At 63.7% G+C, this 13,539-nt stretch carries 10 protein-coding genes; 4 read left to right on the top strand and 6 right to left on the bottom strand.

From position 1 onward, the window contains the following. Positions 1–278: 278 nt before the first annotated feature. Positions 279–1,037 (top strand): alpha/beta hydrolase, encoded by a 759-nt coding sequence (locus tag ACFSX5_RS16325; RefSeq protein ID WP_386834870.1) that lies wholly within the window; start codon positions 279–281, stop codon positions 1,035–1,037. 70 nt (positions 1,038–1,107) lie between these two features. Here the strand turns inward: ACFSX5_RS16325 and ACFSX5_RS16320 are convergent, their stop codons facing one another. After that, positions 1,108–1,437: a hypothetical protein gene (locus ACFSX5_RS16320; protein WP_386834869.1), complete on the bottom strand. Its 330-nt coding sequence runs from the start codon at positions 1,435–1,437 to the stop codon at positions 1,108–1,110. A gap of 520 nt (positions 1,438–1,957) precedes the next feature. Here ACFSX5_RS16320 and ACFSX5_RS16315 point away from each other — a divergent pair. Beyond that, positions 1,958–2,713, top strand: a complete 756-nt coding sequence (locus ACFSX5_RS16315) for a metallophosphoesterase family protein (protein WP_386834867.1) — start codon at positions 1,958–1,960, stop codon at positions 2,711–2,713. Positions 2,714–2,792: 79 nt separating this feature from the next. On the opposite strand, the gene ACFSX5_RS16310 is transcribed toward ACFSX5_RS16315, so the two are convergent. From ACFSX5_RS16310 to ACFSX5_RS16290, 5 genes are all read right to left on the bottom strand, one after another. Continuing rightward, positions 2,793–5,420, bottom strand: a complete 2,628-nt coding sequence (locus tag ACFSX5_RS16310; protein WP_386834866.1) for a nitrate reductase — start codon at positions 5,418–5,420, stop codon at positions 2,793–2,795. A 20-nt stretch (positions 5,421–5,440) separates the two neighbouring features. Next, positions 5,441–6,685, bottom strand: coding sequence for an NAD(P)/FAD-dependent oxidoreductase (locus tag ACFSX5_RS16305; RefSeq protein WP_386834865.1), 1,245 nt, complete (start codon positions 6,683–6,685; stop codon positions 5,441–5,443). A 7-nt stretch (positions 6,686–6,692) separates the two neighbouring features. Beyond that, on the bottom strand, positions 6,693–7,964 hold the full coding sequence (locus ACFSX5_RS16300; RefSeq protein ID WP_386834864.1) for an MFS transporter: 1,272 nt from the start codon (positions 7,962–7,964) through the stop codon (positions 6,693–6,695). 282 nt (positions 7,965–8,246) lie between these two features. After that, complete coding sequence (locus ACFSX5_RS16295) at positions 8,247–9,887, bottom strand: GMC family oxidoreductase (RefSeq protein ID WP_386834863.1); 1,641 nt, start codon at positions 9,885–9,887, stop codon at positions 8,247–8,249. A 36-nt stretch (positions 9,888–9,923) separates the two neighbouring features. Continuing rightward, positions 9,924–10,658 (bottom strand): FCD domain-containing protein, encoded by a 735-nt coding sequence (locus ACFSX5_RS16290; protein ID WP_386834862.1) that lies wholly within the window; start codon positions 10,656–10,658, stop codon positions 9,924–9,926. A 60-nt stretch (positions 10,659–10,718) separates the two neighbouring features. On the opposite strand from ACFSX5_RS16290, the gene ACFSX5_RS16285 reads away from it, so the two are divergent. Both ACFSX5_RS16285 and ACFSX5_RS16280 read left to right on the top strand, forming a co-directional pair. Next, positions 10,719–12,296, top strand: coding sequence for an aldehyde dehydrogenase family protein (locus ACFSX5_RS16285; protein WP_386834861.1), 1,578 nt, complete (start codon positions 10,719–10,721; stop codon positions 12,294–12,296). Between the two features lie 7 nt (positions 12,297–12,303). Further along, positions 12,304–13,401, top strand: a complete 1,098-nt coding sequence (locus ACFSX5_RS16280) for a mandelate racemase/muconate lactonizing enzyme family protein (RefSeq protein ID WP_386834860.1) — start codon at positions 12,304–12,306, stop codon at positions 13,399–13,401. The last annotated feature ends 138 nt before the right edge of the window (positions 13,402–13,539 follow it).

The raw sequence follows: 13,539 nt of genomic DNA, 5'->3' as shown, positions 1-13,539 counted from the left end.
TTCAGGGCACGGCTCAATTGCTGTTAAATGCCGAACGGGCGCATTTCGCGGTAGACGGGGTATTCTGGCTGCAGGTCCTCGTCCTGGGAGCCTTGCCTTTCGGGCTAGCTCCAACCCTCGCGCAATCCTTCTACCGGCAAAAGATCGACTGGAGGGCCACCACCTTGTTGGGGCCCAAGTAAATGGTTGGTCAGCAGACGTGCGCTTTTCCGTCTCCTTCATCAAAATCAGTCCGACTGGAACGGACTTGTCGGCTTGCCCTGTAACGGGAGTTCATCATGATCCTGACCCGGTTTGCTCGCTCCCGAATCTTCAAGCCAGATTCCATACCTGCTCGGCCCGCGGTGCTGGCGGGGGTGCAGTTTTCGGTCGCACGGGTGAGGACTGAAGATGGGCTGTTACTGGATGGGCTTGTTTCAGATCTTCGCCTCGCGTCGCGAGCCACCCTTCTGTTTCTTCACGGCAATGGTGGGTGCGCTGCCAACCGGGCGCCTCTGATTGCGCCCTTGGCAGAGCAGGGCTATTTGGTAGTCGTGGCGGATTACAGGGGCTATGGCGCCAATCCTGGAGTACCCGAAAAAGTTGGGCTCCATCTCGATGCTGCCGCCTGGCTGACCCATGCGCTCGCTGCGGCTCACGGTCCGTTGCTCGTGCTGGGCCATTCGCTTGGCGGAGCAGTTGCGATCGAACTCCTTGCCGATAGACCACGGGGGGTGGCAGGGCTGCTGACGCTGGGTTCATTCGCGGCTTTGGAGATGGTCTTGCCGGCTGCGCTAGCGCGCCTGACAGTGGACAATATCGATGCCAGAAGCGCCGCGGCCAAACTGCAACTTCCCTGGTTGATCGTTCACCAGAAGAACGATGAGGTCGTGCCGGTTCGGCATTCCAGGGAGCTCTTCAGGCGGGCGAGTGGAAATCCTGCGGCTCGGTTCGTTGAACTTACCGGCGGAACGCACGCGCTTGAATGGCAGCTCCTTGTGCCACTGCTCGAGCAGTTGCGGATCGGGTCCGTGAATGGCCCGCCTAAGCTTTCCTGAATTCAGACATCGCGAGGCGGCGCATTCGTCGGCTACATAGCAGGTCTGATGAGCAGGTGCGCTCGCAGCATCACTGCGACTGCAGGATGCCGGCGGCCTCGCGGCCCAAACGGCCGGCTTCCCTCTTGAGCCAGGCCTGGGCGGCCTCCGGGCCGTCCCGACGGACGCGCATTTCGTATTCGGGCTGCAACTGTTTCATGTAGCGGGTGCGCAACGAGTCGTAGGTCTCGGCGCCAACGCCAGCGCCAGCACCATCGGATTCCTCGGAATTGTTGGGAGCGGTCTGCTGCTGCAGCAATTGATGCTGGTGCTGCTGCAAGGCAAACCCGCCGGCATCGAAGGCGACTGCCGGCAGGGAGACCGCGGCCCAGGTGATGGCAATGGCTATCGATTTCCGCATGGCTTTGCTCCCGTGGGGGTGAGGCAGCGTGCCCGATCGGGCAGGTTCGGCAGATAGGACGCCAGAGGGGCGGTCGTTCTTGGCCGATTTGTGATGGTGCAAGGAGATACGCCGCGGCAGAGACATCGTCGCCGCCCTGTTACGGGCCCTACCGGTCTGAGCGGCGAGGGAAACGAATGCGCGCGCAGTGGCGCGTCGCCGCAGCGACAGGCGACAGATCTGCTTTCGCAGCCCGGCGCCCAGAAGCCGCCACTCGGCTCAGGGTCATTCCGCGCAAAGCGGATTCCGCGTGGGGCCGACCGTGTTACAAATCCGCGTCGATAGGACAGCGCCACGCCCGCTAGCTTCGTAGTTTGCTAGTAGCCTCTGGTCCTCGGTCCCCCTTGATGACCTCGCTTGTTGAGGTCGCGCTGTTGGTTTATTCCATGCAAGGAGGAGGCAACATTCCGGCACTTGGTAGACAGTTGCAGCAGAGGTCGTCCGGCGCCTTGGGTGAAGTTCTACCTGGGTCGGCGCCGACGTGGTTCTAGATACCGAGCGTATTGCAATCATCTCCGATGTGCATGGGAACCTCACCGCCCTGCAAGCGGTGCTTGACCACGTTCGCACCTCCGGCATTACCCGCATATTCAACTTGGGTGATTTGGTCGGTAAGGGCCCTCGCTCAGCCGCAGTCGTGGATCGGTGCCGCGAAGCCTGCGAAGTCACTGTTCAGGGCAACTGGGATGCAGAGATTGCCGGCGGGTTCGAGCCAGCTTGGGCAGAGGGCGAATGGCACCGGGAGCAACTCGGCACCGAGCGGCTGTCGTACCTCGCCACACTGCCCGGCAGCTTCGACTTCTGGTTGAGTGGTCAATTGGTGCGCCTCTTCCATGCAAGCTCGGTGAGCGTACATCATCGGGTCTATGAGACTGCGGCTCGGGCTGAACACGAGAAGATGTTCCACAACACCAGTTTCACCGGCGGTGACCACCCGCCCACCATCGTCGGGTATGGTGATATCCACACGGCCTATGCCTTGAGCTTCGCCGGGAAAACTCTCTTCAACGCAGGAAGCGTAGGAAACGCGCTCGATCTGCCTCTTGCCTGCTACGTTGTGCTGGAAGGCGAGTACGGAGGAAGGAATCCGGCCAGTTGGTCCTTGAAAATCGTACGTCTGACCTACAACGTCGAGGTTGAAATCGCGATTGCCCGTGCCAGCGGTATGCCGAAGGCGGAAGAATATGCGGTTGGGCTCCGTACCGCGGTCTATCGCGGGCGGCAACCTGCACGATAGCTGGCCCGCCCTAACGCCCTTTCGAACGCCGCTCATCAGTCGGGGATCGCGGGGCTCTGGGGAACTGCCGTAAACCAGTCTAGGTGAGAATTGCTTCCGAGCGGATGAGCGAAGCGATCTCCGTCCGGCATGCGCCGCAATTGGTGCCTGCCTTAGTTGCTGCGCCCACGGCATCGACATCCGGGCATCCCCGCCGGATCGCCTCGCGAATGACGTTGCGGCCGACGGCATGGCAGGCGCAGACGATCGGACCGCTATCGGGCATGTCGGCGCCCGGCCGCCCGGCGAGGATCTTGAGGCCATCCACTTTCTCGACCGAAAGCTGCCCAACGATCCACTCGCGTGCGACGGGGACCGGATCGGGAGAGACGAAGAGCGCAAAAACCAGCTGTCCATGCCGGATGCCGGCGAAGCTGCGGCGCCCCGAGCGCGGGTCGCCGACGCTCGACATCTTTGTCTTCGCGTCCAGGTGGAAACGCTCACCTATCCAGGCCGACCAATCTGCCGGCTCCGCTCTCCAGGCGAGTTCGCCGCGCGTTCCCCGCGGTGCTGGAGCCCAGGCCCAGTAGTCGGTGTCGAGCCTGGGCCGCTCGAGCGCGACGAAGAAACCGTAGAGGCTGGTGCGCCAGGGCTCGACCGTGACCTCGCTCATCTTGAGCGCCGGTTGGGCGGACACCGGATCGACCTTGGCCGCTACCAGCGCATCGATCCGCCCTTTGGACGCGAACTGGCCGGTCCAGTGCATGGGCGCAAACACGCTGCCCTTTCTCTGCCGCTCGCTCAGCAGCGCCCGCACCACTGTCTCGCTGTCGCCACGCGCCAGCCTGACGAGGCTGGCCTTGCGGATATTCAGCCGCCGCGCGTCCTCCGGATGGATTTCGACGAAGGGCTCGGCATAGTGGGCGGAAAGCCGCGCCGTCTTGCCGGTGCGGGTCATGGTGTGCCAGTGGTCCCTTACCCGGCCGGTGTTGAGCACCATCCGCCCCGGCGCCGGGTTCAGCACCGGTGGTGGCTCTATGGGCAGCATCCTGGCCTTGCCATCCGGCGTGTAGAACCCGCCATCGGCGAACAGCCGTTCGACCGACTTCTCCCGCACCGGCCATTGCACCGGCTCCAGCAGGTCGTAATTCTCCCCAAGCAGGCCCGAAATGTCGAAGTCGCGCCGCCCTTCGTTTTCGAAACCTGAAAGCCGCGCGTGTTCGGCAAAGATCTCCGCTGGAGTTTCATAGGGAAAGGCTGCCCCAAATCCCATCCGCCGCGCCACCTGCGTGATGATCCACCAATCCGGCTTTGCCTGCCCGGCAGGGGCGAGGAAGGCACGCTGGCGCGAAATCCGGCGCTCGGAATTGGTCACCGTGCCATCCTTCTCGCCCCAAGGTGCGGCCGGCAGCAGGACATGGGCAAGTTGGGCGCTATCGGTGCGCTCGGTCATGTCCGAGACGACGACGAAGGGGCAGGCCTTCAGGGCATCGCGCACCGCATCGGCATCGGGCATCGAAACCACCGGATTGGTGCCCATGATCCACACAGCCTTGATCCTGCCCGCGGCCATGGCCGCAAAGAGATCAACGGCCCCGAGGCCGGGGGTTTCGGCCATGCGCTCCGCCTTCCAGAACCGACCGACGCGCTCGATCGTCTCGGGCGAGAAATCCATATGCGCGGCGAGCATGTTGGCCAGCCCGCCCACTTCGCGTCCGCCCATGGCATTGGGCTGACCGGTGACCGAGAAAGGGCCCATGCCCGGCCGGCCGATGCGCCCGGTGAGCAGATGGCAATTGATGATGGCATTGACCTTGTCGGTTCCCGTGGCCGACTGGTTCACCCCTTGCGAATAGACGGTCACTACGCGCTCGGTCTCGGCGAACCAGCGATAAAAGGTCTCAAGATCGGTGGGCGCGAGCCCGGTGGCCTCGGTCACACGCGCGATGTCCCACGCCGCGGCGGCCGCGACGGCCCCATCGGTGCCCACCACGTATTTGCTCGCAAAGTCCGTGGCCGCGCCGGCTGCCGCGAGATGCCGCAGCAGCCCAACGAACAGCGCTATGTCGCCGTCAGGCTGGATCGGCAGATGCAGGTCCGTCAGCTCGGCAGAGACCGTGCGCCGCGGGTCGATCAGCATGATGCGCATTTGCGGGCGCCGCGCCTTGGCAGCCAGGAGCCGCTGATGCAGCACCGGATGACACCAGGCGAGATTGCTGCCCACCAGCACGACGAGGTCGGCCGCCTCCAAGTCTTCGTAGTTGCCGGGCACCGTGTCCGACCCGAAGGCGCGTTTGTGGCCGGCTACCGAGGAGGCCATGCAGAGCCGCGAATTGGTGTCGATGTTGGCGCTGCCGACGAAGCCTTTCATCAGCTTGTTGGCGACGTAATAGTCTTCGGTCAGCAACTGCCCCGAGCCATAGATGGCGACGCTGTCGGGACCGAACGCCTGGATGGCCTCGCGAAAACGACCGGCGACGAGGTCGAGCGCCTCGTCCCAATGCGCCTCCCGCCCTTCGATGCGGGGACGGAGCAACCGGTCCGTCAGCGACAGCGTCTCGCCCAGGGCCGTGCCCTTGGAACAGAGGCGGCCGAAATTGGCGGGATGACCGGGGTCTCCGGCAATGGCCACGCTGCCATCGGCCTGCGGGGTTGCGAGGATGCCGCAGCCGACCCCGCAATAGGGGCAGGTGGTTCGGACAGTGATTGCTGCGGCAGCCTGGGTCATGGTGTTCTCGTCTTTGGATTTCAGCCCGGCAGACTGCAGCGGCCGCCATAGGCATCGAGTGCTTCGCTCTCGGCGAAGCCACGTCCGAAAATCAGGAGGTCGCGCATGGGGGCGGTGTCGGTGCCGTCGCGGACGAGGTCGAAGAACCACGCTCCATCGCTAACATCGCCATAAAGCACAGCACCGAGGAGACGCCCGTCCTTGATGACGAGCCGGCGATAGGAGCCGGCATCCTCGTTGTGGAGCACGATCTCCTCACGATCTTCGGCGGCGGCGAAATCGCCGGCCGAATAGACGGAGACGCCGGAAACCTTGAGCTGCGTCGCCGTGCGCACCGGCCTGAATGTGCTCTCGCGGCCCAGCAGGGCCTCGGCCGCCACCCTCGCCATCTCATAGAGTGGGGCGACGAGGCCATAGCACACGCCGTCATGTTCGACGCATTCGCCGATGGAGAGAATATCGGGGTCGGAGGTGACCAGCCGGTCATCGACGACAATGCCGCGCTCGACATGCAGGCCGGCATCGATGGCAAGGCGGGTCTCGGGACGAATGCCGATGGCCACGACCACAAGATTGGCTCCGATCACGGTGCCGTCCTCGAGCACCACGGCCTCCACCTGCTTGTTGCCCAGTATCGCCTTGGTCGCCGCATCGGTATGGATGGCGATGCCGCGCCGCTCGAATTCGAGTCCCAGGAGAGAGGCCGATGCGGCATCGAGTTGCCGGTCCATCAAATGGCTCTTGAGATGCAGCACCGAAACGTCCATGCCGCGCAACCGCAGCGCCGCTGCCGCCTCGAGACCAAGGACCCCGCCGCCCAGCACCACGGCCCGTCCCGCCCGTTGTCCGGCCGCCGCCAGCATGCGCCCGACATCGTCGAAATCGCGAAAGGCCGTCACGCCCCGCAGGGTGCTGCCGGGGAGGGACGGCATGACCGGTGCCGACCCCGTGGCGATGACCAGCTTGTCATAGGGTGTTGCGCCCCGCCGTGAGATCACCTGCCTGTTCTTGCGGTCGATGGCGGTGACCGTCTCGCCGAAATGCACGGTGATTCCGTGCTCGCGATACCACTCAGGGCTGTGGGTGATGGTTTCGTCGAACGTCATCTCCCCCGCCAGAACGGGAGAGAGCATGATGCGGTTATAGGTGCCACGCGGCTCGGCACCGAAAAGGGTGACCGCATACCGCCCGGCCCCGTCGCGGACCAGATGGTCCAACAGGCGCCCAGCGGCCATGCCTGCTCCCACCACGACCAGCTTTTCCATCGTGCGCTCAGGCCGCTTGCGGCAGGCTGGCGCTGCGCTCGGCCTGACGCACGCTCACATGCATCCAGACAAGGAGCGCGACTACGAGCACGAACATGGCCATGAAGCAGCTGGTCCAGATGCCGGTTAGTTCGTTGAGGAGGCCGAAGAGCAGCGGCAGGACGAAACCGCCTAGGCCCCCGATCATGCCGACGAGCCCGCCTACGGTGCCGACATTGCCGGGATAGTAGGTGGGAATGTGCTTGAACACGGCCGCCTTGCCCAGGCTCATGGCAAAGCCGAGGACAAAGATGATGACGATGAACAGCCAGGGCGCGAGGGCGAAGCTGACCGACATGGGTCCGTCGATCCCCTGCACCAGATAGCGTCCGGCCGGCAAAGCGAGAATGAACGTCGCTGCGACTGAAATTCCGAAGGTCCAGTAGAGCACGGTGCGCGCGCCCACTTTGTCGGACAGCACACCGCCATAGGCCCGGAAGATGCTAGCAGGGATGGAGTAGAGGGCCGCGACCACGCCCGCGGTCGCGATGTCGAAGCCATAGACGCCGATCAGGTAGCGCGGCAGCCACAGGGTGAGGGCTACGAAGGCGCCGAAGGCGAAGAAGTAGTAGAGGGCGAAGCGCCAGACGCGCATATCCCTGAGTGGGCCGAACTCCTCGGCCCAGGAACGCTCCCTGGCTTGTTTCTTCGCCTCGGCCGGATCATCGGGCGTCGTGAACCAGAAGATCACTGCCACCAAAGCCAGAGCGCCCGCCCAGATCAGCGCCACGCTCTGCCAGCCCCAGGCCAACATCACGAAGGGTGCCAGCATCTTGGTGGCCGAGGAGCCGACATTGCCGACCCCGAAAATCCCCAGGGCCGTGCCCTGCCGCTCGCGGGGATAAAAGCGCGAGACATAAGCGACCCCGACGGCAAAGGAGCCGCCAGCGATGCCCACCCCAAGCGCCGCCAGCAGCAATTGCTCGTAGGTCTGGGCGAAGGCCAGGAAGGTCGTCGACACCGCTGCCGCCAGCATGGTCAAGCTATAGACAACGCGCCCGCCATAGCGATCAGTCCAGGCCCCGAGAACCACGCGCACGAGGGAACCGGCCAGAACCGGCGTGCCGACCAGAAGGCCGAACTGCATTTCGCTGAGGCCAAGCTGCTCCTTAAGCGCTACGCCGATGATGGAAAATATAGTCCATACGGCGAAGCAAACCGTGAAGGCGATGGTCGACGTGGTAAGAGCCAGGTTGGCAACCGCCTTCGGTGCGCCTTGGTTGTTCAAGTCCTTGTGCATCGCAAAACTCCCTTTGCGAAACCGGAAACAAAAAGCCGCCATTGATCAGCCGGGCCGTTCCGGCCGGAGATCAATGGCGGCTGTGCCTGTGGCGCCCGTCATTGGACGCCGTGATTGTATCGCTTATCCGTGTCGTTGCAGGTTTCGTGCCAGTTCGAAAAGGCTCGGAACTGCTGGGGCCGTCGTGACCTAAATCGGGGTCTCTCAGGCCTGGTCGTGCCTAAAAATTGCGACGCGCCTAAAGAGTCGGCATAAATGTCTGTGCCGTTCAAGCGACGTGGGTCAGCCAGCCTTGTTCTCGGCACCGTTGGCTTCGCGGCGGATGAAGCTCGCGCAACGGTCGCCAAGCATCATCGCGGGCGCCGCGGTGTTGCCGGCGTTGATGGTGGGGCAGGCCGACATGTCGGCCACCCGCAGATTGTCGATGCCGCGCACCTTCATCTCGGCATCCAGCACCGCCAATGGGTCTCCGTCTGCTCCCATGCGGCAGGTGCCCGCCGGATGGTAGTTTGTCTTGACCATTCGCTTGCAGTGGGTGGCGAGCGCTGCATCGCTCAGATCGGCAGTGTCAGGGCGCAGGATCTTGTCGACGCGCCGCCCGAGCGGCCCCTCCTGGAAGGCACGAAGGAAGAAGCGCTGGCCAGCGATCATGCTCGCCATGTCGTCCGGATGTTTGAGCAGATGCGGAGACACGATCGGCATGTCGGCCGGATCGCTGGAGCGCAGCTTCACGAAGCCACGGGACTTGGGCTTGGTCACCACCGTGGTGATGGTGACGCCGTGGGTCGGAGCGATCAGCTTCAGCAGGTCCCGGTCCAAATAGACGAACGGGACGCAGAAAGCCTGGATGCTCGGCTCGGCTTCGGGATCGAGCGGATTGACGAAGGCGCCCGCCTCGACCCCGGCGGAGGTGATCACGCCGGTGCCGAACACCTTGAACTGCAGGCCGTGCATGATCATGCGCCAGCCGTCGGTGTGCCCGAAATAACCATAGGGCCCATCGAAGTGCGCCAGGATCGGCACCTCTGGATGGTCCATGAGGTTCTGACCTACGCCGGGGGCATCAAGGACCACATCTACGCCGTGCTGGCGCAGCTCATCGGCCGGACCGATGCCGGACAGCATGAGAACCTTGGGAGTGACCAGAGCGCCAGAGCAGACAACGACGTCGGCGGCGGAACGAGCCGCGTGGGAACCGGATTTGTCGCTAAAGATCACACTGGTCGCACGCTCGTTTTCGATGAGGATACGCTGAACCGCGGCGTTGAGCTTCACCGTCAACAGAGGGTTGTTCATAAGGGGCTCGATGAAGGCGTAGGCGGCGCTCGAGCGCTTCCCTCGCCTATTCATGAACTGGTAGAAGCCGACGCCGGTCTGGCGCGGCCCGTTGAAGTCCGGATTGAAGGGGACGCCGAGCCCCTGAACCGTCTGCACGAACCACCGCGACACGTCGTCGATGTGACCAGGATCGGAGACGAGCAACGGACCGCTGTCGTTGTGACGCTCGTCGAGAAATCGGTTATTTCCCTCCATCCCCCGGAAGTGCGGCAGCACGCTCTCCCAGTTCCAGCGGACACCGGCATTGTTGCCGCGGAGCAGCTCGTCCCAGGAATCGTAGTCGGACGGCCGTCCGCGCATATAAACCTGGGCGTTCACCGAGGTGCCGCCGCCGAGCACATTGCCTTGGCTGATTTCGTGGACACGCCCGTCGAGGTGTTCCTGCGGAGTGGTCGCGTGATAGCGCATGAACTTGCTGCCATTGATCATCTTGAAGATGCCCGGCGGCATGTCGAGGAGCGGGTGGTGGTGCGAATGGCCGGCTTCGAGCAGCAGCACCTTGCGTCCTGCTTCGACCAAGCGAGCGGCGACGACGCAGCCGGACGCCCCACCACCCACAACGATATGATCGTATTCTTCAGCCACGCTTCAACTCCTCCGGTCGGCTAGCTTTGCTGCGGTTCAGGTGGGCTCGAAGGTCCCCCTCACATACTCCCACGCTGCCGCCAGATGGCCGTTGAGCGCGCGCTCGGCTCCTTCGGGATCGCGATCGACGATCGCTTGATAGATTTCACGGTGACTGAGGAAATTGACGCGATTCCGCTCGGGCGAGCGGGGCATCCGCGCCCAGTGCGGCTGCAACCAGGCGGTGAAGGCCCGGTGAATAGCCGGCATGACGGGGTTGCGCGCGAGCTCGTAGAACATGGCGTGGAAGGCCATGTCCGTGCGGTAGAATTCTGCAGAGTCCTCGATAGTCGCTTCGTTTGCATCGAGCGCCCGGCGCAGCGCGGCGATGTCGTCCTTGCGCGCGTGCAGGGCGGCGTGGCGAACCAGTGCCGCTTCAAGGAACACCCGGGTATTGTAGAGGTCGCGCACACCACCGGACTGTTCCAGCAGGTGCGTGACTACCCCACTCACCGCCAGCAGCGCCGCATCATAGCCGGGGCGCCGCACGACCGGCCGGAACCGGTGGCGCGTTTCCACGAGGCCCCGGCCCGCCAGCCTTGCGACTGCTTCGCGCGCGACGGTCCGGCTGATGCCGAATTCGGCCATCAGTTCACGCTCGGCCGGAAGGTAGCTGCCATCCTGCAGCTCCCCCGAGCCGATACGGGCCGCCAGCCGCGCAACAACGGCATCGGCGGCCCGACTGACGGCCCCCGGTTTGTTGCCATCGACTTTGTCCGCCGCTTCAAGCACCGCGATCCTCCGAGCTTCCACCTCAATCGAGATCAGACGACATTGCAACAGATATCATATTTGGTCGGACAAAAATTGTGCAAACGATACCGTATCTTGACTCTGAGGCGGAGTTCACTCTCACTGACCGCGTGTTTGGTCCGAGCAAAGCGAGCACGTATGCTGCAGCAGATGTTGTCGGAGTTGACCGGTTCGGAGCGATACCGCGGACAGATGTTCATCGGCGGGCGCTGGATCGATGACGACGCTGCTGACATGCTCGAGGTCGAGAATCCGGCCAATCAGCGGGTAATTGGGACCATTCCTCAAGGCACGGCCGAGCATGCCGCTGAAGCGATCGAGGCTGCTCGGCGGGCGCAGCCCGCTTGGGCCGCACTGCCCGCCTACGAACGAGCCAAGCTGCTGTTCGCCCTTGCCGATGCGGTGAGGGCGAATGATGGCGTACTCGCGCGGATCGTGGTTGCCGAGCAGGGTAAGCCGCTGAACCAGGCCATGGGCGAGATCGGTGCAACGGAGACGTTCCTGCGCTACGCGGCCGAAAGCGCGCGACGCATCGAGGGCGACATCATCCCCTCCGACGCTCCGGATGAGGAGGTGTGGATCCGCCGGGCGCCACACGGTGTGGTGGTCGGGCTCACTGCATGGAACTTTCCGGCGGCGCTAGCCGCCCGCAAACTCGGACCAGCACTGATTGCCGGCAACACCTTCGTGCTCAAGGCGCATGAATTCACTCCCTTTTCGGGGATCGCGCTGGCGATACTGGCGGAGTCGGTTGGATTGCCTCCAGGCGTGTTCAACGTGGTCACTGGCGCGGGCCGGACGGTAGGCGAAGCGCTGGTCACCCATCCACATTCCGACCTGATCACCATGACCGGCAGTACCAGGGCAGGCAAAGAGATCTACCGGGCCGGTGCCGACCGCATCAAGGTGCTGCGGCTCGAACTTGGGGGCAAGGCGCCGTTCATCGTCATGGACGATGCTGATGTCGATGCGGCGGTGGAGAGCGCGGTCGCGGCGCGATTCAGCAATTGCGGTCAGATCTGCACCTGCAACGAGCGCATGTACCTGCACGAGCGGATCGCCGAGGAGTTCCTCGACAAGTTCACCGCCCGCACCAGACGGCTCAGCATCGGTGATCCGCTGACCAATCCCCACATCGGGCCGAAGATCAGCGGGCCGGAGAGGGACAAGGTAGCGGACATCGTCCGCGACACGATTGCCGCCGGGGCCGAGGTGCTGCTCGAAGGTGGGCCGATGCGTGAGGGTGAGTATGCACGCGGGTACTGGTATGCGCCGACGGTGCTGAAGGTGCGCAACAATTCGGCGCCAGCGATGCGCCAGGAGATCTTCGGACCGGTGGTTCCGGTGATGACCGTGAGCGATTTCGAAGAGGCTTTGGCGCTGGCGAATGACAGCGAATATGGCCTGTCCGCATATGTTTATTCGCAGAGCTTCAGGCGGCTGATGAGATCGGCGGCGGCACTGCACTTTGGAGAGATCTACTTCAACCGCAGCAGCGGCGAACTGGTGCAGGGGTTCCACACCGGCTGGGGACAGTCGGGGCTGGGCGGGGAGGACGGCAAGTACGGACTCGACGGCTATTTCCGCAAAAAGACCATGTATGTGAACTGGTCATGAGCGGAAGATGAACGAGACCCGCATCGAAGCTGTCACAACCCATCTGTTCCAGGTTCCCCTGCCCCAGGTGATGGTCGATGCCAAGCACGGGGCTCACACGCATTTCGAGCTGGTGACGGTGACGGTCCGCACTGCCAGTGGGCTTGAGGGCACGGGCTATACTTATACCGGCGGCAAGGGCGGGCACGCGATCCGGGCGGTGGTGGAGCACGATCTTGCCCCCTTCCTCACCGGCAAGGACGCCGCCGAGATCGACGCGATCTACGAAGGGATGTGGTGGCACATCCACTATGTGGGCCGCGGGGGCATCACCAGCTTCGCGATGTCGGCGGTGGACATTGCGCTGTGGGACCTGAGGGGCAAGCGCGAAGGGCGTGCGCTTTGGCAGATGGCCGGCGGCGCCGGGTCGATGGCCAAGATCTATCGCGGCGGGATCGATCTCAACTACTCATTGGACGAACTGCTGGCGAGCATCGAGGGGTATCTGGCCGCGGGCTTCACCGCGATCAAGATCAAGATCGGCAAGGACGACCTCGAGGAGGACGTGGAGCGGATCCGGGCCGTGCGCCACCTGATCGGGCCTGACACTCCGTTCATGGTGGACGCGAACTACGCCCTAGCTGTGCCGAGTGCGATTGCTGCGGCCAAGGCCTTCAAGCCATTCGACCTCCTGTGGTTCGAAGAACCCACCATCCCCGACGACTATGCAGGCTACGCCGAAATCGCCGAAGCGACGGGCGTGCCGCTGGCGATGGGCGAGAACCTCCACACCATCCACGAATTCGAATACGCCCTGGCGCAGTCGAAACTATCCTTCATCCAGCCCGATGCGTCGAACTGTGGTGGGGTCACCGGGTTCCTGCGAGTCGCGGAGCTGTCACGGCGGGCGAACATCCCGGTCTGCAGCCATGGGATGCAAGAGCTCCATGTCAGTCTGATTGCTGCCCAGGCCAATGCCGGATGGGTGGAGGCGCACAGCTTCGACATCGATCAATATACCACCCGCCCCCTGCAACTGCGCCAAGGGTTCGCCGTCGCGCCGGACGCCCCCGGCACGGGCGTCGAGTTCGACTGGGCCAAGCTGGAGGCTCACCGTGTTGCCTGAGGAGCGCTCAATCGCAAGAGGCAGACGCGACCGCCTACCCTGGCGCGGACCGAATGCCTCTTCCTTGACCGGCCAATCCGGCTTCGACGCTACCGATAAGAAGATCACTTGCACCGGCATTAAGACAACAAACAGCCG

The sequence above is a fragment of the Devosia albogilva genome, from assembly GCF_042685625.1.
GTDB classification, from domain to species: domain Bacteria; phylum Pseudomonadota; class Alphaproteobacteria; order Rhizobiales; family Devosiaceae; genus Devosia; species Devosia albogilva.
Note: the sequence above shows the minus strand (reverse complement) of the source record. Positions and strands in the feature narration are given on the sequence as shown.

Bases quoted from the DNA above. Each gene is read 5' to 3' on its own strand.
- ACFSX5_RS16305 (WP_386834865.1), bottom strand. From the start codon at position 6,685: ATGGAAAAGCTGGTCGTGGTGGGAGCAGGCATGGCCGCTGGGCGCCTG.
- ACFSX5_RS16325 (WP_386834870.1), top strand. From the start codon at position 279: ATGATCCTGACCCGGTTTGCTCGCTCCCGAATCTTCAAGCCAGATTCC.
- ACFSX5_RS16310 (WP_386834866.1), bottom strand. From the start codon at position 5,420: ATGACCCAGGCTGCCGCAGCAATCACTGTCCGAACCACCTGCCCCTAT.
- ACFSX5_RS16320 (WP_386834869.1), bottom strand. From the start codon at position 1,437: ATGCGGAAATCGATAGCCATTGCCATCACCTGGGCCGCGGTCTCCCTG.
- ACFSX5_RS16300 (WP_386834864.1), bottom strand. From the start codon at position 7,964: ATGCACAAGGACTTGAACAACCAAGGCGCACCGAAGGCGGTTGCCAAC.
- ACFSX5_RS16280 (WP_386834860.1), top strand. From the start codon at position 12,304: ATGAACGAGACCCGCATCGAAGCTGTCACAACCCATCTGTTCCAGGTT.